The organism is Pedobacter sp. Leaf216, from assembly GCF_001421515.1.
GTDB lineage: Bacteria > Bacteroidota > Bacteroidia > Sphingobacteriales > Sphingobacteriaceae > Pedobacter.
The window spans coordinates 538939-562137 of sequence record NZ_LMKM01000007.1; the positions used below are offsets into that span (position 1 = coordinate 538939).

17 protein-coding genes are annotated in these 23199 nt (G+C 38.4%); 9 read left to right on the forward strand and 8 right to left on the reverse strand.

Going from position 1 to position 23199, the window contains the following annotated elements:
* Positions 1-15 precede the first annotated feature (15 nt).
* Positions 16-1059 carry a DNA topoisomerase IB gene (locus ASE74_RS07325; protein WP_055906366.1) on the reverse strand — a complete coding sequence of 348 codons (1044 nt, stop codon included), beginning with the start codon at positions 1057-1059 and terminating at the stop codon, positions 16-18.
* Between the two features lie 91 nt (positions 1060-1150).
* On the opposite strand from ASE74_RS07325, the gene fmt reads away from it, so the two are divergent.
* Positions 1151-2059: a methionyl-tRNA formyltransferase gene (fmt, locus tag ASE74_RS07330; protein ID WP_082458681.1), complete on the forward strand. Its 909-nt coding sequence runs from the start codon at positions 1151-1153 to the stop codon at positions 2057-2059.
* Positions 2060-2853: 794 nt separating this feature from the next.
* On the opposite strand, the gene ASE74_RS07335 is transcribed toward fmt, so the two are convergent.
* Both ASE74_RS07335 and ASE74_RS07340 read right to left on the reverse strand, forming a co-directional pair.
* On the reverse strand, positions 2854-3693 hold the full coding sequence (locus ASE74_RS07335; RefSeq protein ID WP_055906372.1) for an aminotransferase class IV: 840 nt from the start codon (positions 3691-3693) through the stop codon (positions 2854-2856).
* A 3-nt stretch (positions 3694-3696) separates the two neighbouring features.
* The gene (locus ASE74_RS07340) at positions 3697-4725 is read right to left on the reverse strand and encodes an RluA family pseudouridine synthase (protein WP_055906650.1); all 1029 of its coding nucleotides are present in this window, start codon (positions 4723-4725) and stop codon (positions 3697-3699) included.
* 103 nt (positions 4726-4828) lie between these two features.
* Between ASE74_RS07340 and ASE74_RS07345 the strand changes: the two genes are divergently transcribed.
* From ASE74_RS07345 to ASE74_RS07370, 5 genes are all read left to right on the forward strand, one after another.
* Positions 4829-5857: a DUF6588 family protein gene (locus tag ASE74_RS07345; protein ID WP_055906375.1), complete on the forward strand. Its 1029-nt coding sequence runs from the start codon at positions 4829-4831 to the stop codon at positions 5855-5857.
* A 225-nt stretch (positions 5858-6082) separates the two neighbouring features.
* Positions 6083-6952 (forward strand): 1-aminocyclopropane-1-carboxylate deaminase/D-cysteine desulfhydrase, encoded by an 870-nt coding sequence (locus ASE74_RS07350; RefSeq protein WP_055906378.1) that lies wholly within the window; start codon positions 6083-6085, stop codon positions 6950-6952.
* 619 nt (positions 6953-7571) lie between these two features.
* On the forward strand, positions 7572-8174 hold the full coding sequence (locus ASE74_RS07360; RefSeq protein ID WP_055906384.1) for a TetR/AcrR family transcriptional regulator: 603 nt from the start codon (positions 7572-7574) through the stop codon (positions 8172-8174).
* Positions 8171-9319, forward strand: a complete 1149-nt coding sequence (locus ASE74_RS07365) for an NAD(P)/FAD-dependent oxidoreductase (RefSeq protein ID WP_055906387.1) — start codon at positions 8171-8173, stop codon at positions 9317-9319. Before ASE74_RS07360 ends, ASE74_RS07365 begins: the two co-directional genes overlap by 4 nt.
* Positions 9320-9607: 288 nt before the next feature.
* Positions 9608-10465, forward strand: coding sequence for an SGNH/GDSL hydrolase family protein (locus ASE74_RS07370; RefSeq protein ID WP_055906653.1), 858 nt, complete (start codon positions 9608-9610; stop codon positions 10463-10465).
* Positions 10466-10896: 431 nt separating this feature from the next.
* Here ASE74_RS07370 and ASE74_RS07375 read toward each other — a convergent pair whose 3' ends face one another.
* From ASE74_RS07375 to ASE74_RS07390, 4 genes are all read right to left on the reverse strand, one after another.
* Positions 10897-11979 carry a phytase gene (locus ASE74_RS07375; RefSeq protein ID WP_055906391.1) on the reverse strand — a complete coding sequence of 361 codons (1083 nt, stop codon included), beginning with the start codon at positions 11977-11979 and terminating at the stop codon, positions 10897-10899.
* A gap of 1 nt (position 11980) precedes the next feature.
* Entirely contained in the window at positions 11981-13240 is a 1260-nt protein-coding gene (locus ASE74_RS07380) for a hypothetical protein (RefSeq protein ID WP_055906395.1), read from the reverse strand.
* A gap of 23 nt (positions 13241-13263) precedes the next feature.
* On the reverse strand, positions 13264-16041 hold the full coding sequence (locus ASE74_RS07385) for a TonB-dependent receptor (protein WP_055906398.1): 2778 nt from the start codon (positions 16039-16041) through the stop codon (positions 13264-13266).
* A gap of 262 nt (positions 16042-16303) precedes the next feature.
* Complete coding sequence (locus tag ASE74_RS07390; RefSeq protein ID WP_055906401.1) at positions 16304-17908, reverse strand: tetratricopeptide repeat protein; 1605 nt, start codon at positions 17906-17908, stop codon at positions 16304-16306.
* Positions 17909-18288: 380 nt separating this feature from the next.
* Between ASE74_RS07390 and lat the strand changes: the two genes are divergently transcribed.
* From lat to ASE74_RS07405, 3 genes are read left to right on the forward strand one after another with little or no spacing between them, the layout of a single operon-like run.
* Positions 18289-19620 (forward strand): L-lysine 6-transaminase, encoded by a 1332-nt coding sequence (gene lat, locus ASE74_RS07395; RefSeq protein ID WP_055906404.1) that lies wholly within the window; start codon positions 18289-18291, stop codon positions 19618-19620.
* A 2-nt stretch (positions 19621-19622) separates the two neighbouring features.
* Positions 19623-20024, forward strand: a complete 402-nt coding sequence (locus ASE74_RS07400; RefSeq protein WP_055906408.1) for a hypothetical protein — start codon at positions 19623-19625, stop codon at positions 20022-20024.
* A 28-nt stretch (positions 20025-20052) separates the two neighbouring features.
* Positions 20053-20913 carry a hypothetical protein gene (locus ASE74_RS07405; protein WP_055906411.1) on the forward strand — a complete coding sequence of 287 codons (861 nt, stop codon included), beginning with the start codon at positions 20053-20055 and terminating at the stop codon, positions 20911-20913.
* Positions 20914-21701: 788 nt separating this feature from the next.
* Here ASE74_RS07405 and ASE74_RS07410 read toward each other — a convergent pair.
* Positions 21702-23063, reverse strand: coding sequence for an acyl-CoA dehydrogenase family protein (locus tag ASE74_RS07410; protein WP_055906416.1), 1362 nt, complete (start codon positions 23061-23063; stop codon positions 21702-21704).
* Between the last annotated feature and the right edge of the window lie 136 nt (positions 23064-23199).

The following is a 23199-nucleotide window of genomic DNA, read 5'->3' on the forward strand; positions in this document are numbered from 1 at the left end:
AATATAATGGGTTTTCTATTTAGTATTTGATTTTAAAAACGACAATAAAACTTTTTCATCATGTGCTAAACCCAATTTACCCAGTTCTTTATTGTTATTCATTTTTTTCATGTATTTACCAAGCTCATTATTTTCGTAAGCGGTAAGCAGTAAAGGATATACGTACGAACTTTTACATACGGCTCTTGTATTTCCCAGTTTTTTGGCCACACAATCCAAAACAGAAACAATAGCTTTTTTCGAATTCAAACTTAAATGCTCGTCTATACTGCATTTGGAAAATTGGCGCAAAGCCTCAAGGGTACCTCCCCAGGTTCTAAAATCTTTAGCGGTAAAATCATCTCCGGTAATTTCTTTAATGTAGGCGTTTATTTTGCCAGAATCAATGCTTTTATGTTCTTTACCGTTTGAGTAAAACTGGAAAAGTTCCTGACCAGGAATATCCCTGCATTTTTTCACCATTTTGGCAAGCGATCTATCATTCAGTTCAACCTTTTGCTGTACCCCTTTTTTACCCACAAAATCCATGGTTATTTTACTGCCTTCTATTTTAACGTGCTTATCGCGAAGGGTTGTAAGTCCGAATGAGCCATAAAGCTGCTTATAACTCTCGTTACCTACACGGATTAACGTTTTTTGAAGTACATCTACTGAGATCGCTAAAACTTTGCGTTCGTCGAAATCTTTTCTGCGGAGGTCTTTTTCCAGGTTTTTACGTGCATTGGGCAATGCTTTTCCAAATTCAAGCAAGCGAAAATACTTATCTTCCGATCTGCGGCTGGTCCATTTTGCATGGTACCTATACTGCTTCCTGCCCGCAGCATCAATCCCCGTAACCTGTAAGTAGGCATTGGGTTTATTGGCTATCCATACATTTTGCCATGCAGGCGGAATAACGAGTGCTTTAATTCTGTCGAGGTGCTTTTCATCAGTGATTTTATCGCCATTCTTATCTTCGTAATGGAATTTTCCCGGTTTCCCTTTCCGGTAAATCCCAGGCATAGTATCAGTTACATATACCAATCCACTTGCTTTAACAACATCTTTGCCTTGTACCATTTTTGCCTGTAAGTATGGGTTTATTTTTAGTTATTTTGCAAAACTTTAACGCGGGTAGTCACGTTATTTTTTAGAAACACAACACTTTCATATGAAAATAGTTTTTATGGGTACGCCCGATTTCGCTGTAGCTTCTTTAGATGCTTTAGTTCAAGCCAATTTCGATGTAGTTGCAGTGGTTACTGCTCCAGATAAACCTGCCGGCCGCGGACAGAAAATGAATGAAAGTGCTGTAAAAAAATATGCTGTAGAAAAAGGGATTCCTGTTCTGCAACCAGAAAAACTTAAAAACCCTGAGTTTATTGAAGAATTAAGGTCGTACCAGGCTGATTTACAAGTAGTGGTTGCCTTTAGAATGTTGCCTGTAGTGGTATGGAGCATGCCTGCTAAAGGCACCATAAATTTACATGGTTCATTGTTACCTCAATATAGAGGGGCTGCACCAATTAACCATGCCATTATAAATGGTGAAAAAGAAAGTGGTGTAACTACCTTTTTTCTTAAGGAGGAAATTGATACCGGTGATATTATCCTTAGCGATAGTGTTGCCATTGCAGATAACGATACCGCTGGCGATTTACACGATAAACTGATGGTTATTGGAGCTAAACTTTTAGTAAAAACCCTACATGCAATTGAAGCAGGAGATGTAAACGAACAGCCGCAACCACAAAGCGGCGAACTAAAACATGCACCTAAAATTTTTAAAGAAGACTGCAAAATTGATTGGAACAATACTGCACAGCGCATCCATAATTTAATTCGTGGTTTAAGTCCTTACCCTACGGCTTTTACTCTACTAAACGATAAAAATTTAAAGGTATTTAAAGCAGAAATAGAAGATAAAGAACCTGGAATTGCCGCCGGTGGCTTTTTAACAGATGGTAAAACTTACCTTAAGTTTGCTGCAAAAGATGGTTTTATAAATCTTCTGGATATTCAGTACGAAGGTAAGAAACGGATGTTGATTGAGGATTTTTTAAGGGGAATGCGGTTGTAAAGGTATTTGGCATTCGAAGGATTTTAACCACAGATTTACAGCTCAGTTTGCCACGGAAACACAGAAAGCACGGAGGTAACATGATTTTAAGGAAATGAATATCCTTTGGGTATCGTCATTGCTGAGAAGGCTATTTTAGGCTATATCGTCCTCGTTTATAACGAGGATGTACGAGTAAAGCGATTCTATCGCTCCTAAAGGAATTATTTTCGCATTGCAAATGCGTACCTCTAAAATCCTCGTTACAAACGAGGACTATTTAAGTAAAAATCAATATAAGTGACATGATTTTAAGGAAATGAATATCCCTTGGGTATCGTCATTGCTGAGAAGGCTTTTTTAGGCTATATCGTCCTCGTTTGTAACGAGGATGTACGAGTAAAGCGATTCTATCGCTCCTAAAGGAATTATTTCGCATTGCAAATGCGTACCTCTAAAATCCTCGTTACAAACGAGGACTATTTGGGTAAAAATCAATATAAGTGACATGATTTTAAGGAAATGAATATCCTTTGGGTATCGTCATTGCTGAGAAGGCTTTTTCAGGCTATAACGTCCTCGTTTGTAACGAGGATGTACGAGTAAAGCGATTCTATTGCTCCTAAAGGAATATTTTCGCATTGCAAATGCGTACCTCTAAAATCCTCGTTTCAAACGAGGACTATTTAAGTCAAGCAATTTATCCTTAAGGTAATTAGCAGGAAAGATTGCTTCATCCCACGCAATAACGACCGCATTACTAAAGCCTGCTAATGGTAGCGGAGTAGAAGAGCAACCACTAATGAACCAAAGAACTAAATACCATTCAGCTTTTCGATCAAGAACTTCGAAACCTCATTGAAATAACGTTTCCTGCCGTAACCCATCACCCATTGAATGCCTTGTGTAGCATTGGTAATAAAAACTTCTTCTGCTTCTTTTAAAATTTCTGGATTAATCTGTGCTTCAACCAAAGGCATATCGTTCATTTTACACAATTGCATAATCGCGGTACGCATCACTCCACTTACGCAACCTTCAGCCAATGATGGGGTATAAATCTGTTTATTATACACCACAAAAACATTGGCACTGATGCTTTCGCAAAGAAAACCATATTGGTTTAAAATCATTGCTTCATCCAAACGGTTTTGACTTTTAAAAATTCCGGCCATTACATAAAGCAGCGCATTGGATGTTTTAAAATTGGAGAGCTTGTTTACGGGTTTGGTTATCTCGTCGAACACATCAATGATCAAACCTTTGCTGTTTAACTCATATGTGGATGCTTTTAAGGGAATTCCCTCCAAAACATAACCTGCTTTATTAATTTCGGGGGTATAAACCCCTGCTCCGCCCCTGTAAACCGAAAGGCGAAAGCGTACATTGCCGTTCCATTTATTTCTTTTGGTAAGATCGGCCGTTTTCTGGCGCAAAAAATAATCGTCCATAAGGGCATGACCGTCAATTTTCAACACTTTCATACCTGCAGTAAGCCTATCGGCGTGCAAATCGGCAAATTGCAGTTTATTATTGATCATGCGCATACTTTCGAACAGCCCGTCTCCAAATTTGAAACTTCTGTTCGAAGCTGTCAGAACAGGAGCATCTGCAGCATGAAATTCATCATTAAATATAAGGTACTCGTTAAGCATATGTTATGATGTAACGATATAATTTTCCCATTTGGTTAAACCAGCTTTAAAATCGGGTGGCAAAGGGGATTCGAAGTACATGTATTCTTTTGTGGTTGGGTGGATAAAACCTAAACTTTGTGCATGTAATGCCTGGCGGGGCAATAATTCAAAACAATTATCTACAAACTGCTTGTATTTATTAAACGTAGTTCCCTTTAAAATCTTATCGCCACCATACATGGCATCGTTAAATAAAGGATGGCCGATGTGTTGCATGTGCGCCCTGATCTGGTGTGTGCGACCAGTTTCCAGCTCGCAACTAACCAAGGTTACGTAACCCAGGCGTTTTAACACTTTATAATGCGTTACAGACCATTTTCCTTTCTCTTCATCATCGTAAATATCCATCACACGGCGATCTTTCACACTTCGTCCGATGTAGCCCGTTACCGTGCCATCATTTTCGATATCGCCCCAAACCAGCGCAATATATTTACGGGTAATGCTGTGATCAAAAAACTGCCTGGCCAAATGCGTAATCGACTTTTCATTTTTACTGATGAGTAATAAACCTGAGGTATCTTTATCAATCCGGTGTACCAAACCTGGCCGGCCATCATTACCCGGTAGCTGGGGAAGTTGTTCAAAATGGAAGGCCAAAGCATTAACCAGGGTTCCTGTATAATTGTTAAAGCCGGGGTGCACCACCATTCCGGCGGCTTTATTTACCACTAGGAGATCGCTATCTTCATAAATAATATCAAGCGGCAAATCTTCCGGGTAAACCTCCGTATCGCGTGGTGGATGAGGCAAAACAATAGAGATTTCATCAAAAGGTTTAACCTTATAGCTTGATTTTATCTGTTTTTGATTAACCAATACATTGCCTGCATCAATTGCATTCTGAATACGGTTACGCGAGGCATTTTCTACACGCACCATCAAAAATTTATCGATCCGAAGCAAAGATTGCCCCTTATCTACAATTATTTTGAGGTGTTCATATAATTCCTGCTCCTCTGATTCCTGCAATTCGACCACATTTTCCATGGCGCAAAAATAAACTTTTAACTTCAAGAATTTTTTAATGATTACAGTTTTCGATAAAACAGCATTATCTTTACCCTTAATCAAAACATTCTAAATTATTTATATGAAAAAATGCTACTCTTTAAAGGCTTTAGGGGCCTTATTTTTATTGGTAATATCGCAAAAAGCAAATGCTCAAAAAGATGTTGGAGGTTTATTTGTTGGTGGACCAGCAGATGCAACCAAATTGGTTAACGCCTATTTCGATCCTTTATACAAAGGTTTGGGCCTTGGTTTAACAGATGGGTGGACCAATACCGCAAAATCGAAAGGATTTTTAAAATTTGATGTAAGGGTATCTGTATCGGCAGCATTTGTACCACAATCGGCCAGAAGTTATGATGTAAATACTTTGGGCTTAAGTACCATTAAACCAGCTCCCGGTGCTTCTTCTATAGGGCCAACTGCCTTTGGCGATGACCATGAAGGTGGTAAAATGCAGGTATACACCAGCGGTGGAATTCCTACAGGAAAATTCTTCAACCTGCCTCAGGGCGTGGGTTTCCATGTGGTACCTTCAGCGCAGATTCAGGCTACTTTGGGTTTACCTAAAAATATTGAAGTTACCTTAAGGGCAATGCCTAAAGTTGGGATAGGCAGCGATCTTGGTGATTTATCAATGATCGGTTTTGGCGCAAAGGTTGAACTTTTGCCACTATTTATGGGTTCTACAACAGAAAAACTGATCCCGGTAGATATTGCCGTTGCCGGAGGATTTACGCAGTATAAATACAACCTGCCCTTAAATGTGAATAATACACAAAATTCAGATCAGCGTATTGATGCGAAATTTAATGGTGTTAATTTTGATGCAATCGTTTCTAAAAGCATCCTGTTTTTTACGCCATTCGCCAGCATAGGTTACCAAACTTCTAAAACCAATTTAAAAGCTTTAGGAACATATAAATTTGAAGATGGTATTAATAGTGCAACCTATGTTGATCCGATTTCGGTTAAACAGACAGATATTGATGGCGTGAGGGGTAGTTTAGGGTTTCAGCTGAAATTCGGTTTCTTTAAATTTTATGGTTCTTATACCGCAGCTAAATACAGTATGGTTAATGCAGGTATAGGCTTAGGTATTGGTAAATAGTAAATTACATCATTTAGAGCATAGCGCAACCGGGAAATCTGCCTTGCAATTTTGTTTTAACTCACAGATCGCTCGTTTTGCTGCACATCAGGAGATGCCAACCGCATCATCATAAAAAAACCTGTAAAGTATTTCTATGCTCCTTTCCTATAAATTGGAAAGGAGCATCATTACAAATTCTTAAAGAAATCAATTTTATCAACCATTCTTTATTTATTTTTACGCGTGTTCAAAGAAATATATAGCCCGATACAACACATAAAATTTGCCTCCCTTAACCAGCTTTTCGTTAAAAGGGACGACCTGATTGATCCTTATATTTCTGGAAACAAATGGCGGAAACTTAAATACATTTTAGCAAAGGCCAAAGCAGGAAACAAAACGCACCTGGTTACCTTTGGAGGTGCTTATTCTAACCACCTGGTGGCCACAGCCGCAGCTGCATCAAGATCGGGTTTAAAAGCAACAGCCTTTGTGCGCGGTGAAGAAGTAAAAAATGAAATGTTGTTACTGTGCAGTTTATTTGGCATGAAGCTCATGTTTACCGACCGCGAAAGCTATCGGAACAAGCCTGAGTTGTTTAAACAACATTTTGCTGATGATCCTGAAGCCTATTTTATTGATGAAGGTGGTGCATCCTTAGAGGCCACCATCGGTTGTGCAGAAATCATTAATGAACTTACAGAAACATACGACCACATTTTTTGTGCGGCAGGCACAGGAACTACTGCAGCGGGACTGTTAGGGGGCATTCAACAAAATGTATTGCATACCAAACTCCATATTATCCCGGTGTTAAAAGGTGGCTCGTTCATTAGCGATGAGATAGCAAAATATACACCCCTTTCCAATCACATCGAACTCCATCTTGATTATCATTTCGGTGGATATGCGAAAACCACACCTGAATTAATTGATTTTATTAAGGCTTTTACAAGTCGAACCGGCTTACTTTTAGATCCTGTTTATACCGCAAAAATGTTTTTCGCCATTGATGATTTACAACAAAAGCAAGTTATCGGTAGTAATGAACGCATCCTGGCTATTCATACCGGAGGATTGATGGGGCTTTTTGGCATGAAGGATAAGTTTTAAACATAAACCAGATGCCTAAGGGAATCAATATTTATTATTTCCCCAATTCAAGTGCCTTAAACCAACTATTATCAGCTTCAAACTAATGAAATAATAGAATTTAGTACCAAAAAAGATATCTCCAGATCAACATTAGCTTAAAACTATATCCTTTAGTTATCTCACCTTAATAAAAACCGCCAAAACAAAGCTTTTTTACTACCTGGGGAGCTAAATAACCTCAAACTTACACTCTAAAAATCCATTTTCGGACCTAATAAGGTCGGCACCGGGCCTATTAAGTACCAATGAGGGTGTAAAAGGGTCGGCACCGGGCCTATTAAGTACCAATGAGGGTGTAAAAGGGTCGGCACCGGGCCTATTAAGTACCAACAAGGGTGTAAAAGGGTCGGCACCGGGCCTATTAAGTACCAATGACGGTGTAAAAGGGTCGGCACCGGGCCTATTAAGTACCAACGAGGGTGAAAAAGGGTCGGCACCGGGTCTAATAAGTAGCTTAGGGAATGTAATTGCAATTGGAATACTGTTAGAGAATTGTCAGTTAAAGTTAATACTTTCGAAAAACATCATAAGTAAACAAACGTTTACTTACTTTTGATCCATATTGAAACATTAATATATGCGGCCAAAAAATTTAATCAAGGAAGATGCTATCCGATCGATTGCATTACAAATTATTTCTGAGGAAGGACTGGAGAATTTGAGTATGCAGAAACTGGCTAAAGCGGCCAATATTTCTCCCCGAACCATCTACATCAAATATGAAAACAAAGAAGATCTTTTAATTAAGCTCTTTATAGAGGAAGTACTTGGTGGATATGAAAAAGCCATCCTTGAAAATTTTGATCCAAAAATGGATTTCAGGGAAGGGATGAAAAGGTTATGGTTAAATACTTTCCATTACCTTAAAAACCACAAACCTTCTTTTTCCCTGCTCCAACACGGCAAATCATCCCCCCTTTTAAATAAAGCTTATCAGGAAAAAAACATCAGGCAAGGTGAATTTTTTGCGCCCATTCCTATCTTTTTAAAAACAAATATTGAGGCAGGCTTGATACCTGATTTACCACTCGATGTATACAAGGCTTTACTTTTTTCGCCTGTGAATGATCTGGTGGCAGAATATTTTGACCATGCAGACCGGCCAATTCAGATTATTACTGAAGAAATGATTTTAACCTGCTGTGAAACCGTGATTAAAGGAATAACTACATTAAAATGAAACAGATTAAAGATAAAAAAATTGCCATTATTGGGGCCGGCCCCGGAGGTTTAACACTTGCACGACTGTTACAAATGAATGGTTTTGAGGTGAATGTTTATGAACGCGATGTTGACGAAAATGCCAGGCCAAAAGGTGCAACTTTAGATTTACATGATGAATCGGGTTTAGCCGCACTTCGCGAAGCTGGTTTAATGGATGCTTTTAAAGCGAACTATCGCCCCGGAGCAGATCGGACCCGCATCATTGATCAACATGGCGAAATTATATTTGAAGACAACGATAATCAAAACAGAGAAGATTTCCGTCCTGAAATTGACCGTGGCCCACTACAAAAAATCCTTTTGGATTCTTTAAAACCAGAAACTGTAATCTGGAACAGCCATTTTGAAGGGCTTAAAAGAAACGGAGATTCGTGGCTGATTGAATTTAAAAACGGCAAATTGCTAGCGGCTGATATTGTAATCGCAGCAGATGGCGCAAACTCAAAAATCCGCCCGTACATTACCCCAATTAAACCATTTTACGCTGGCGTAACCATTGTGGAAGGTGCTGTTTATGCATCAGCAACTTCAAGTCCGGAAATGCATAAATTGCTAAACGGCGGCAAAATATTTGCACTAGGCGGTGAAAAATCGCTAATTGTGAGCTCAAAAGGTGATGGTAGCCTGGTATTTTACACAGGATGCAATACCACAGAAAATTGGGTTAAAGAATCGGGCATAAACTTTTCTGATAAACTGCAGGTAATTAACTGGTTTAAAAATGAGTTTTCAGATTGGGATCCGATCTGGCTGGAGTTGTTCGAAAATGCTTCAACTGGTTTTGTTCCACGCCCTCAGTATTGTATGCCGCTGGATCAAAACTGGTCGTCGCTACCAAATTTAACCATGCTGGGTGATGTAGCCCATTTAATGCCCCCTTATGCAGGCGAAGGTGTTAATATGGCCATGCTGGATGCATTGGAGCTTAGCAATTGCTTTAAAGATCCGCGTTACAATAATAGCGGGGAAGCCATTTTCGCCTATGAAAAACAGATGTTAAAAAGGGCTTCAGAAACGGCAGATATCACTATGCAATCTACCGCAGCACTTCATAGTACAGATGCAATCAATTTTATGATGAACATTATGGGAATGGAATAAAAAAAGGGCCCTCATTGCTGAGGAACCCCAATAAGATTTCTAAACCGTCCCGATGATTTGATTCTTAATGTAAATGTATTGCGCAAGGTTTCATAAAGAAATTAAAATAGAGCAATGGCATTAAATAATAGATGTAAGGTAGCTTTAGATACACATCTGTTTTACCAATAAAGAAATATTGCTAAAAACTAATGGAAATCTCCTTAAATTCATTGCCGATCGTTTACTTTTAGCCGAATTGCTGATAGTTGGTTGATCGCAAAGGAAATGAATTTAACATACTATTTTATGAACAAACGATCCTTTACACGCTTCAGCATATTATTACTTGCTATTACAATTATCAATTTCTCATTTATACCCGTTAAAGAAGTGAAATGGACAGCCATTGGTGACTCTATAACTTATCTGAATAATCATTTGGATGAAACTGGCAACCGGACAAAAAAAGGATATTTGGATATGGTTAAAGAACGGTTGCCAAACATTAACTACATTAACCAGGGGCATAATGGCTGGACAACCGTTGGCATAGCCAAAGCGATTGATAAATTAGGCATTGAGGAATCGGAACTTTATTCTATTTTTCTAGGCACGAATGATTGGTGGGCGGGTATTCCTGTAGGATCTATTAACGATTACATTAATGATACCGGCACAGCAACCAGCTGTGGTGCTTACCGTAAAATAGTTAATAAAATAAGGAGTATTAACCCAAAAGCTAAAATAGTGCTGATTACACCCATGCAGCGAAACGATTTTGTATATATAGCCAATGCAAACAACAATGCGTATGGATCTTACAAAGAAAAAAACGGTCAAACTTTAGAAAGCTTCGCGAATGCAATAACCGCAATCGGTAAGTATGAAAACTTTGTTGTGGTTGATCTATACCACAACAAAAAGCTTAAACTCGAAAAATTGGTTAAGTTTAAACGGCTAAAAAATCCTTCATCAGGTAATTACCAAAATTATAGCTATCCTGAATCCTCAACAATTCCATTCGATCCTAAACGTGATGATTACCCCTACCCGATTGATGCCATGAGGATGACCTATGATGGTTTGCACCCATCTGATAAAGGAAACAAAGTAATTGCAGAAAGTTTGGTGAGGGTTTTTAAGAAAATATTGGATGGGAAGTAAAGGAAGCAATCTTAATGGCTTATGGCCCACGCTTTTTCCTTAAACCAGTCACCCTGAGCGTAGTCGAAGAACCTTAAATCATTTAAGTCCCGTTCTTACGTCTTCCTGAACTTGTTTCAGGATCTTTCTTTTAAAGCATCTCAAATAGGTAACTACAAAACAAATTTCTCGACGGCATTGTACTCTGCTCGAAATGAGATCATTTCTATAAAACCTGTTACCTCTGGTACCGCATTCGTCATTGCGAGAAGGCTTTTTCAGCCGACGAAGCAATCTTAATGGCTCATGGCCCAAGCCTTTTCAATAAACCAGTCATTCTGAGCGTAGTCGAAGGGCCTTTTACATCACAAATGGTCTTCGACTCCGCTCAGACTGACAAATCAAGAACTAGCCTCATTGTAAATGGTTATAATCAACCATCTGCAATCACCTTAATTTACAGTAAGTTTTTTGCCAGCAATATCTTCCCATCTGTAATAATGAAAAGTTTTATCATCACTCATGGCTACGAGCAAACCATGTTTAAAATCAGCATTTAACGGTACAGATACCACATCAATTCCATCCGTTTGGTTTGCCGAATACTTAATTGTGGTTAATAATGGATGTGTAAAAACACCATCCTTCTGATCGGCCACTCTATTGTACACTTTAAGTTGTTTTGCACCTTGATCGGAAACGAGAATATAACCTTTATCTGCTGAGGTTTTGTATATCGCAATCCCTTCATTATCTACAGCAAAATCTCCCTGACCGAAAAATGAAAGTTCCTGGTTTCCTTTCTCCGGATCTACATAATATTTGCGTACGCCTACCTGTTCATCACAGTAATACACATAACCTAGCTCATTATCAACAGCAATGGCTTCAATTTCTTTTTTGCCACTGTATTTACCGAATTTCCGTACCAATTCTGCTTTAACGTTTCCCTTTCCATCATCAGTTAACAGGTATTGCCAAAGATAAGAACCCTCTTTTGGTCCGCTTTTACGACCAACTATGGCATAAATCTGTCCTGCTTTATTCTTATACATCGAAATGCCCATCAAATCGCGAAACTCAGCACCGGTTTCTCCCACAAAAACCTCAATTCCGCCATTGTCTACTGGCTTCATATCAGGCATGGAGAAGATTCTGAGCTTATGCGTCAACCGTTCTGTAGTAACTGCAATATCGGTCGGTTTTCCGGCTAAGGTTAGGCCATAAGCAATATCTACATTATCAGGTCTTTTTAAGCCTTTAACGGTTTTAGTTTTAATAATCTTCCCCTTAAGGTCAAATACATACAAACCACCATTTTCATCTTTATCGGTTCCAACCACAAGCGATTGTGCTGCATCGGCAGGGTTTACCCATATTGCCGGATCATCGGTATCAAAATCTACAGGGTCTGAAATGTACAATGGTTTTACTTCAGCTGTATTAATATTGTTTTTTGTTGTATTGTTATTGCAAGCTACGGTTATGCCTAAAACAGCAAGTATAGCGAGGTTTAAAATATTATTTTTCTTCATTTTACAATTTAGTTCCATAAGCGCCAACAAAGGTAGATGGCTGTGGTGAGGTATAGGTAATTCCGTTTTTCATTATGATACCTGCCTGATGGTGGCGGGTAAAGTTTGTTGTTCCTTTGCCTAATGCAGGAGAGTTTCCTTGCAGGTGAAAATCCCAGGCTGTATTAAAATCGGCAGTATTTACGGCAGTATTTACCGGATAATTTACAAATTTAGGGTCGTTGGCACCTGCTACATTGCTGATCACATCATTTTTACCGCCTACAATATCGCCTGTTGGCTGAAACTGGTTTACAGTGGCTTGATCGAAACCATAATACCAGTTATTGCTATAAGCAGAGCGGCTGTCTTCGGGCTTTTTAGGGTCTCTTTTCACCCCAAAGCGGGTATTGGCAAAAAGGTTATTGTAAAGATCGGCACGTACGTTACTTTCTAACCAAATCGATCCACCTTTGGCTGTAGGCCTTCTCCAGCCGGTATTTACCATGGTATTGTTATAGGCAATGATATAAGTTTGCGGTGTTTTATCGCCGGTATTGGATAATTTTAAGGCATTGGTATTGGTGCTATACACTAAATTATAGGCTATATCTGCCAGGCAACCTGATTTAAAATTCATGGCTTCTCCCCCAGTAACACCTGTGGTATAAAAAACATTGTTTGCAAAAATAATTTTTCCGCCCTCAATATAAGTGCAATCCTCCTGAAGGTTTCTAAAAATAGTGTTTTGAACAACAAGTTTGCCTTTTGCATTAGCGAACCAAAGTGCCGGCAAACTTTCGCCGGCAACAGCCTTGTAAAGTCCCATTTTGACAGATGTTGAGGCATCGGAAGTTTTAGCACCTCCATATTCAATAATCACATGATCTAACACCAATTCCTCGCAGGTTGGTCCGGCCAAAATACCGCCCCAAAGCTTGCCGAACTTAGTTGTTGGCGTTTTATAAAACTCATTCACGGTAAATTTAATTGGATTTTCTGTTGTTCCAAGGGCGTACAGATTGCCTTTTACAATAAACTCGGGTTTAGCAACTGTATCCATTAAAATCGTAACCCCTTCTTCAATGGTTAAGGTTTTACCTTCAGGGATAATTACATCACCTTTAATTACCTGTGTGCTGCCTTTTGCCCACACACCAGAAATTTCTCCGATTGCCGAGCCATTCACAGCAGTGGTATCTACATCGATATTGGCTTTTTCACATCCTGCAAGGGCCACTACAAGAAGGATTAATAATTTAAAAATCTGATTCGATTTCATGTCTTTGTATCTTTAAATTCTATTTAATTAAATTTATATCTGAAGCCAACAAGGTAGTTTTGGCCATAGTAATCACTTCTGATTAATGTATTTCCGTTTTTAACCAGGTCTTCATTAATCTTATCGTTTTCCGGATTGGTACCTTTAATAAATAATTTGGTTGGCGTATTTAAAATGTTATTTGCTTTTATAAATACGCTCATCCCCCCTTTAAAACGTTTCTCGGCTGATGCATCCATCTGGATAACTCCTTTCTGCCATAAGTCGTTATTTAAAAACTGGGAAACCGTGTTGATACGTTGACCTGTATATGCCCCTGCAACTTGCGCATCCCAACCTTTTTTAGTATCCTTAAATAATAAAGAGAGGTTGGCAATATGTGCTGACTGACCATAAAGCGGGCGTTCCTGATCAACAGATAGTGCCTGGATGTCTCCGGTGGTAGCGTTAATGGTTCTTGTTGTTTTAGTGGTAACAATGCGCGAATGTGTATAGGTATAATTGGCTTTTAAACCGATTTTGCTAAAATACTTGATATAATCTACCTCTGCACCATAGTTATTGGCTGTTCCAAAGTTTCTTGGGGTATAATAAATGTCCTGTCCGCGGGTGGCATCAGCCTGGAAAGTATATTCAATCGGATTTTTGATTTTCTTGTAAAAAGCACCGATCAACAACTGTTCTGATGCGCCTGGAAAAAGCTCATACCGTAAATCATAATTATCTGCCAGGGCACGTTGCAAATTCGGGTTACCACGTTCCTGAAACTCTTCATTTACTACTTTTCCGGGTGCAATTTCATAAAAACCAGGGCGGTTTAACGCTTTGTAATAAGAAGCGTGCAACTGGGCCTTTTCTGTTAGAAAATATTTGGCCGTTAAACTTGGCAACACATCTGTATAAACCTGATTTCCTTTCGGGAAAGATTCTCCTGCAGCGAAAAGCAGGTTATAGCCCTGGTTGGTGTGTTCTACCCTTGCCCCTCCCACTATTTCCAACTTAGCTGATGCGTATTTAAACATCCCATAACCTGCACCAATTTTTTCAGTTGCATCATAGGTAAGCGAATTGGCTACTGCACCGGTTGGGTTACTCACAACCAAGTTCAAATCAGTATAATTCTGGAAATTTATGCCATAAACATCAAATGCATTCGCCGCACTTGGAGCCATGTTGTAGTTGTTAAAAAAACTGCTTCTTTGCTTATCACGGTACAATCCTCCTGCCATAATATCCAGTTTATCAGTTCCGGTTAAAAGGTGGTAGGTTAAGTCGAGATATCCTGCTAAATCTTCGTCGGTATTGCGCTCCCACCTGCGTGTAACCGGATTGGTATTGACCAAAGTGGTGCGTTTGCGCTGGAAATTCTGTTCTACACCATTCAGAATGATACTTGTGTTTTCGGGTACATCATTTTTAGCTGAAGAATATACCGCCGACCATTGTACCTTAAATTTATTATCCAAAAAATGATGATCGCCATGCAATGTACTGTTGTAAATCTGCTGTTCGGTTAAACGGCTACGGGTATCGTAAACCAACTCTGCATTTCCTGCGGTAGGATTATACACACCGTTATAAGTAGTGAATACTGCATCTCTAACCTGTTGGTTTTTAAGGTTAACATACACATTGTAAAAGCTGATTTGGTGATCTTTGTTAAATACGTAATCAATTTTACCATGTAAACCGGTACGTTGCTGTTGTTCAGAAAACTCGCGGTAACTTTTACTGGTAATTGAAGCAAATGCATTGGTGCCAACTACAGCATTGTTGTAAAAAGTACTGTTGCTGCCGCGGTAAGTGTTTTGATAGCTTCCGGCCAAAATTACGCCCAGCTTTTCATCGAAGAAACGCTTACCTATAGATAAGCTTCCGATTAAATTTGGTGCCGGATTTTTATATTTATAATCAAGTGTGCCTTTTGTAAAATCGTTCTGTGTTGCAGTATAGTTTTTACCGTTTAACTCGTAAGGCGATTTATATTGAATGCCTGAAGCATTGTAACTGGTAAACTTACGATCGAAAAACAACTGGCTGTAACCGGTAGATACATTTGCATTTACCTGTAACTGACGGGGCGCATTTTTCATCACCATATTTATGGCTCCTCCAATGGCATCACCCTCTAAATTTGGTGTAAGTGTTTTATATACCTCTAAGCGGTCGAGAATGTCAGCAGGAAAAAGATCAAGCGGAACGTAACGGTATTTATTATCCGGACTAGGAATTTTAACCCCGTTTACCAATGTATAATTGTAACGTTTATCCATCCCCCTCAATATGGCATACTGTCCGTCGCCATTGCTGTTACGCTCTATAGATACCCCCGAAACGCGTTGCATTACATTTGCAACAGTTAAATCTGGTGAAATCTCTATGGATTTGCCTGATACGATATTCATCAGTTGGGTGGCATTTTTTTCCAATCGCCTTGCCCCCTGATCGGTAGAACTTACTGCATTGGTTTTAATGGTGATGTCATCAAGGCTTTGGGAATCACTTTCCATATAAAACTTTAAATGATCGTTATCCTCTTTCACCACAGTTACAGTTTTTACAATCGTTTTGTAGGTAATGTAACTTACACTAATTGTAGTAGCCCCAACTTTTACATCCTTAAATTCAAAGGTTCCATCCAGGCCTGTGTTGGTAATACGCCGTGGGTTATCTAAAACAACTGTAGCACCTACTATAGCCTCTCCAGTTTGCTTATCATAAACGTGCCCCTTCAGTTTTGTGGCATTGGCTGTGCCTGCACAAAAAAGAAGTAAAAACAGAATTTGTAATGATTTATTCATTGTGTTTGGTAATGTCTTTTTTATTTATCGACGGGCAAAGGTGTATACACCATTTTACACAAAGAAATTATGAGGGTTACATAAAGGCAACAGCGTTACATGAGGCATATATCAAAAGGCAACACCAATAATTAAAAAACTAATTATCAAATACTTAAGCACCTTAAAAAACGCCGTTATGCTTTTATTACCGTTACATTAACAAATTGTTAAGCCCTAAAAACCACTTAAAAAAGGTGATATTTTGATATAAATGTAACGCTTACAATGCCTGTATAAATGCAGATAAATTGTCGCCTTGCGCCAGGTTGAGCTTTTTACGGAGCCGGTATCTCGAAACCCTTAAGCTATCGGTAGAGATGCCAAGTAAGGTTGAAATATCTCCTGAATCAAGATTCATTTTGAGCAATGCAATTAAGCGCATATCAGCAGAAGTAAGTTCATTGCTATATTTCTTTAACCCTTCGAGAAACTGGTGATGCACCTGTTCAAAAGCAACAGTAAATTCTTTCCAGTTGCGTTCGTGGTTAAAACTCTGGTTAATCTCGGCCAAAATTTGGTTCATCTGCTTTTTCTGATCGCGTTTATCATCTTTTACCATTGCCTGTAAAGTTGTGCGAAGGTTTTCCAAAAACTGGTTCTGCTTAATCAGGTTTAAAGTATGGGTAGAAAGTTCTCTACTTTTAACCTCGAGCAATTGCTTTAAGTTATGCTCTTTCAGCTGTAGATTTTTTAACGCCAAACTCGTCATATCGTGTTCAATATCCTTTTGCCTGGCCAAAGTTTGCTGATCTTTGAGTTTAAACCTTTGCCTGCTGAAAACGACCAAACCCAATACCACCAATAATATAATGACTATGGTTGAAGCAAAAGCAATTATTTTATTAACTTTTCTATCATTTTCCAGCTTATTTATTTCGGTGGTTTTTTTATTGATATCGTATAATACCTGTAAAAAAGCCACTTGTTTGGCCCCATCCTGTGAGTAGAGATCGATTGTATATTTATAGCCAAGTTTAACATAATAATAGGCACTGTCCATTTGGTTTAACAGCTCATAAGCTTTACCCAGATCGCGGCAACAAGAGGCCAGTTGGTAGATATTGCCCAAATCGCCAGCCAGCTTCATCGCCGCAGCAGTTTGTTTAATGCTTTCTCGATAACGGCCGGTTTTACGCAAAATATCACCTAAATTGTTAATGACTTCGATGCTTCCCAAATTGTTATGATCGAGCCTGTAAAGATTTAGCGACTGTTTGAAATTCACATAAGCGAGGTCGTATTTTTCCTGATCTTCATAGATGCTTCCCAGGTTTTCGTAAATTTTAGCAGCACCACTTTTATCATTGATCTGTTCGTTTATTTTTAAGGCCAAATTCTGGTAATAAAAGGCACTATCGTAATTTTGCCGCTTTTCGTAAAGCTGCCCAATATTACCAAAAACAGCAGCCTCCCCTTTTAAATCGTCGTGCTGCTTGTAAATATTCAATGCTTTCCGATAGGCATTCGTGGCTTTATCGTGCTGTTTCATGTAATAGTACAAAATACCCACATCGGCTAAATTAGCTGCTATTAATAATGGCTTTTCTGCATTGTTGAAGATATGATCGGCTTTTAAAAAAAACTCCAGCGATTGGCTAAAATGCCCTTGTGTATAGCATACCTTACCCATTTGCTGTAAACACTTTCCTTCTAAAAGTTCATCATTTCCATCAATCGCCTGTGCATAAATTTTCTTCAGCTCAACCAATGCCTGTGTTGGGTTTCTTTGATTAACAGAAATTATAGACTCAAACTTTTCGTCTTGCGCTTTGGTAAATGAAATAAAACTTAAAGAGATGAGGAGGAGGATAACGTATTTTAACATGTCATTATGATCACCATTGCAATCTTTAACAAAAGAACATGATTCGTATTAAGTTAATGTTAACTCAAATAAAAGGGTTATTGTGATCCTTTTAGGTGTTCACTTTAGGATGATTAAAGTGTTGACTTAAAATATTGCGATGCAATGAAATATTAGCGGCTCAAATATCCATACGCAAGCAAATAGTTAGAAAAACGGCCCGTTATTTGGCAAATTATCATCAAAAAGTTTTCCACACCTGTGAAGTCCAAAACCTGAATTTGTCTATAATCTAACTTTAAACTGTTTAAACCTATTTTTTAACTAAAATGCACAAAAAGTGCTTAAATTTTGATTTCAGGCACATTTAACTAAATTTGAAATATACCAAAATCAAGTTTATGTATCAATTAACAGTACCTGCAAATCGCGTTAGCGAATCGTTAAGTAAGCACATTTTGGCTGATGGTTTCGACCTGACTTACGACATGGAAAAAAGTAATGGAGCGTACATTTACGATTCTAAATACAATAGAACTTTACTCGATTTTTTTACCTGTTTTGCTTCCGTTCCATTGGGTTATAACCATCCCAAAATGATCAATGATGAAGAGTTTAAGAAAAATCTTTTTCAAGCGGCTTTAGCAAACCCTTCCAATTCGGATGTATATACCCAGCAATATGCACAGTTTGTAGAAACATTTTCTAAAGTTGGTATTCCAGCTTACCTTCCTCATGCTTTTTTTATTGCCGGCGGTGGCTTAGCCGTTGAAAATGCAATTAAGGTGGCCATGGACTGGAAAGTACAGAAGAATTTTGCAAAAGGGTATACCGAAGAAAAAGGCTTTAAAGTATTGCACTTCGAAAGGGCTTTTCATGGCAGAACAGGCTATACTTTAAGTTTAACCAATACACTACCTGATAAAACCAAATGGTTTGCCAAATTCGACTGGCCCAGAGTTTCTGTTCCTGAGGTTAAGTTTCCACTTGTAAATGATAATTTAAATAACGCCATTCAAACTGAAGAAACATCTTTGGCACAAATTAAAAAAGCTTTTGCCGACAATAAAGATGATATCTGTGCAATAATTGTAGAGCCAATCCAATCTGAAGGGGGCGACAACCATTTAAGGGAAGAGTTTCTGATCCAGCTTAAAACTTTGGCTGATGAAAATGAAGCCTTTTTAATTTATGATGAAGTACAAACCGGCGTTGGTTTAACAGGTAAATTCTGGTGTCATCAGCACTTTAGTGAAAAGGCACAACCAGATATTATCGCTTTTGGTAAAAAAATGCAGGTTTGCGGCATTCTTGTTGGCAACAAGGTAGATGAAATTGAAACAAATGTGTTTAAGGTTCCAAGCCGGATTAATTCTACCTGGGGAGGAAACCTTGTAGATATGGTACGTTCTACCCAGATTTTACAAATTGTAGAAGAAGATCAACTTTGCGAAAATGCAGCTAAAGTTGGTGGATATTTAAAAGATCAGCTGACCCAATTTTCGCACAAATTTGATCAAATGAGCAATGTACGCGGCAGAGGCCTACTCTGCTCTTTCGATTTCCCTAACAAAGAAATACGGAACAATTTTATTAGTAAAGGACTGGAAAACAACGTAATGTTTTTAGGATGCGGAGAAAAAACAATCCGTTTCAGGCCCGCGCTATGTATCGAACAAAAGCATATTGACGAAGGGCTGACGGTTATGGAAAAAATATTGCCTTTATTGTAAGCATGAAGAAAAATTCGCTTACCTATATTATACTGGCTGCTGTTGTAATCCTAACTTTCTTCATTGTGAAGGATACGCTGAATCAAAAGGGAGTTGAAGATATGAAAGCTGGTTTTACAGAAATAGCTAAATACAGAAATGCCAATAATACTGGGCCTGTGCAACGCATTTATATTGTTACCGTTAAAGATTCGGTATGGAAAGAGATGGAAGATTATGGCAATTTAATGCCGCATACCAAATATGGAAATACAAAAGTTTACTTCTTTATGGAGCACACCAATGTGCCTAAAACATTAGAACCTGGAGAAGTGAACTTTGATCCTCAATACAATAAATCCTGCATGGCACTATTCGAAAAAAGTGCAATGAGCCAGGTGGCATTTAATAAACATCCGTTTTAAACGCAGATTTTTTTTGTTATAATTACAAATGAATCGTGATTATAGTTCGATAAGTCCTTCAGCGAAATCTTTGCTACTTGCCAAAAGTTTAACCAATATCCCCTTTGTTGCTGATGCTGTTAAATTAATTTATGGTAACCACGACCTTGAAAATTTGTACACTAAAGATTTTGATGAGATATTTTTAAAACGGCTGGTGCATTTCGAAAGCAGGTATTTATCGCTGGATAGTTTACTTTTTGCTTCAGGCTCCCTAAATATCCTTGAAATTTCTTCCGGTTACTCGTTTAGAGGGCTTGATCTTGTTTTAAGGCACCCAACTATTTATTACCTGGATACCGATTTACCGGGTGTAATCGACATTAAGAAAGATTTGGTTAACAGATTAATAGTTGAAGAAAAGTTATCATTAAAAGGAAAACTCAAAATTGAGGCCTTAAATGCCTTGGACGAGGATGCTTTTTTAAATGCCATAAATCAAATGCCGCTTGGCCCTGTAAGTATCATTAACGAAGGTTTATTGGTGTATTTAAATACCGAAGAAAAGATATCTCTTTGTAAAACTATCCACAAATCACTAAAACTAAGAGGTGGTTATTGGATTACCGCTGATGTTTACATTAAACGGCCAGACCTTAAAAATGACAATGACGATCATTTTTCTCAGTTTTTAGCCGCACATCATGTAGATGATAACAAGTTTGAAAGTTTTGAGCAAGCAGAACAGTTCTTCTTGGCACAAGGTTTCAAGCTGATCACCAAAGCAACCTCTGTTTGGCATCAACTCTCATCGCTAAAATATATTGATGCAGCGTTAATCAAAAAAATAAAAGAGCAGTCAAATAAAGTTGGGAGAATCCGCGAAACCTGGGTGTTAAAAGCGATTTAAATGATTAAGGCAGGGCTATAAACACTTCATTTTTAAAACATAAATTTTCTTAAGAAGCCCAAGACCTGTTCAAAAAATAAGTTTCTTCCCGTTTTACGCTTTCAATTTTATTAAGTTAAAAATTGTTAACCACAGATAGACACTGATAAACACAGATTTTTATACCTGTGTATATCCTTTTTACCTATGTTTAAAGTAGGATTGCCTTTTTATAGGGCTTAGCTTAATGGCATTGGGTTAAAAGGCGCACTACCTTTGTTTATAAACCTGACAGCAGCGAGCATCCCGATTCTTCATCGGGATAAAGCAAATGGCAGGACTACAGCACCTATGAAATGCTGACATTCGTTTCCTAAACCTAAAATCTTAAATAGTCCCACATTTGCAATGTAAAAATAATTCCTTTAAGAGCGATAAAATCGCTTTACTCGTACATCCTCGTTACAAACGAGGACGATGTAGATGATCATCTATAAATTCTCCGTGCTTTCTGTGTTTCCGTAGCAAAAACCGACCTCTGTGTAAATCTGTGGTTAAAGTTCTTAAGTAGTCCTCGTTTGTAACGAGGATTTTTGAGGTACGCATTTGCAATGCAAAAATAATTCCTTTAAGAGCGATAAAATCGCTTTACCCGTACATCCTCGTTACAAACGAGGACGATGTAGTATAATCATCTATAAATTCTCCGTGCTTTCTGTGTTTCCTTGGCAAAACCCATAAGTTCAGATTGAAAAATATCTTTTATGATTTAGCACGTGTTCCGCTTAAACAAACGAAGTTTCCCCACCTTAAACAAATGCTGAAAACCCGGTTATCGCCCGGCCAACAATCAGCGTATTAATTTCCTTTGTGCCTTCGTACGAATAAATGGCTTCTGCATCGGCCACAAATCTTGCTACATTATATTCAAGCAGAATTCCATTTCCGCCCATTACTTCCCGTGCTTTACTCACCACATCGCGTGTTCTTAACGAACAGAATACCTTTGCCAGCGAGGCATGTTCATCTTTTAATAATCCTTGATCCTGCAATTGAGATAAACGGAAACAAAGCGTTTGCATAGCGGTTAAATTGGATAGCATTTCTACCAAGTGGTTCTGAATCAATTGGAAAGAAGCAATTGGTTTTCCAAACTGTTTCCTGGTGCGTGTATATGCTAAAGCATTTTCATAAGCACCACGTGCACAACCTACCGCTTGCCAGGCCACTCCTGCCCTCGTCATTTGCAATACTTTAGCGGTATCTTTAAAAGAATTCGCATTTTGTAAACGGTCTGCTTCATCTACCTCGCAGTTTGTTAAGGTGATAATTCCATTTTGCACAATTCTCAAGGCCATTTTATCCTGCATTTTTTCTACCGCAAAGCCAGGATTATCTTTTTTCACAATAAAACCCTTCACCTCGCCACTATCTTCATCACGCGCCCAAATAATTAAAATATCGGCGAAAGTTGCATTGCCAATCCATTTTTTCTGCCCATTCAATACCCATTTGCCGTCTACTTTTTTACACGTTGTTGTTAAACCACCCGCAGCGGCAGAGCCAACTTCGGGTTCTGTTAATCCAAATGCACCTATAATTTTAAATTGCTGCATAAGCGGCAACCATTGTTGTTTTTGTTCTTCAGATCCGCATAAATAAATTGATCCCATTGCCAAACCACTTTGAACACCAAAAAACGTAGAAATAGAGGTATCAATCCGGGCCATTTCCATTGCTAAAATCCCTTCCATTAAATTCGACTTGCCCGGACAGCCATAACCTTTATAAGTTAATCCACAAATATTTAGTTCAGCAAGTTTTGGAATAATCTCAAAAGGGAATTCTGCTTTGTTCCAATAATGGTTCACTATGGGTTTTACTTCTTTTTCTAAAAAAGCGCGTACTTTTAACTGAAGTTCACGGTCTTCCTCTTTTAAGGCTTCATCACCCAAATGATAAAAATCACCTTCTATAGGAGGTAATTCTCTCTTTTTACCAGAGCCACCCATCATTTTCATCATGCCCTGTATCTGTTTATCATCTAAACTGGATATGGTTTCGACCATTTTTGGCAGGTCTACTTTTTTCGACAAAGCTTCTAACTTATCAAAATCTACGTGTTTGAAAAGATTGTATGCGTTTTTAAGAGAAGAGAATATGTTCGCCATTATTATTCGTTTTGAGAGTAACAAATGAAGGGTTGTTTTGTTGGGCGACGACCTAGATCGGTTACGTTATCTTGTAACTTCACAACCAAAAAGTGTAACATAAAACATTATCAACAAAGCGCTGTTCTATCGTTCT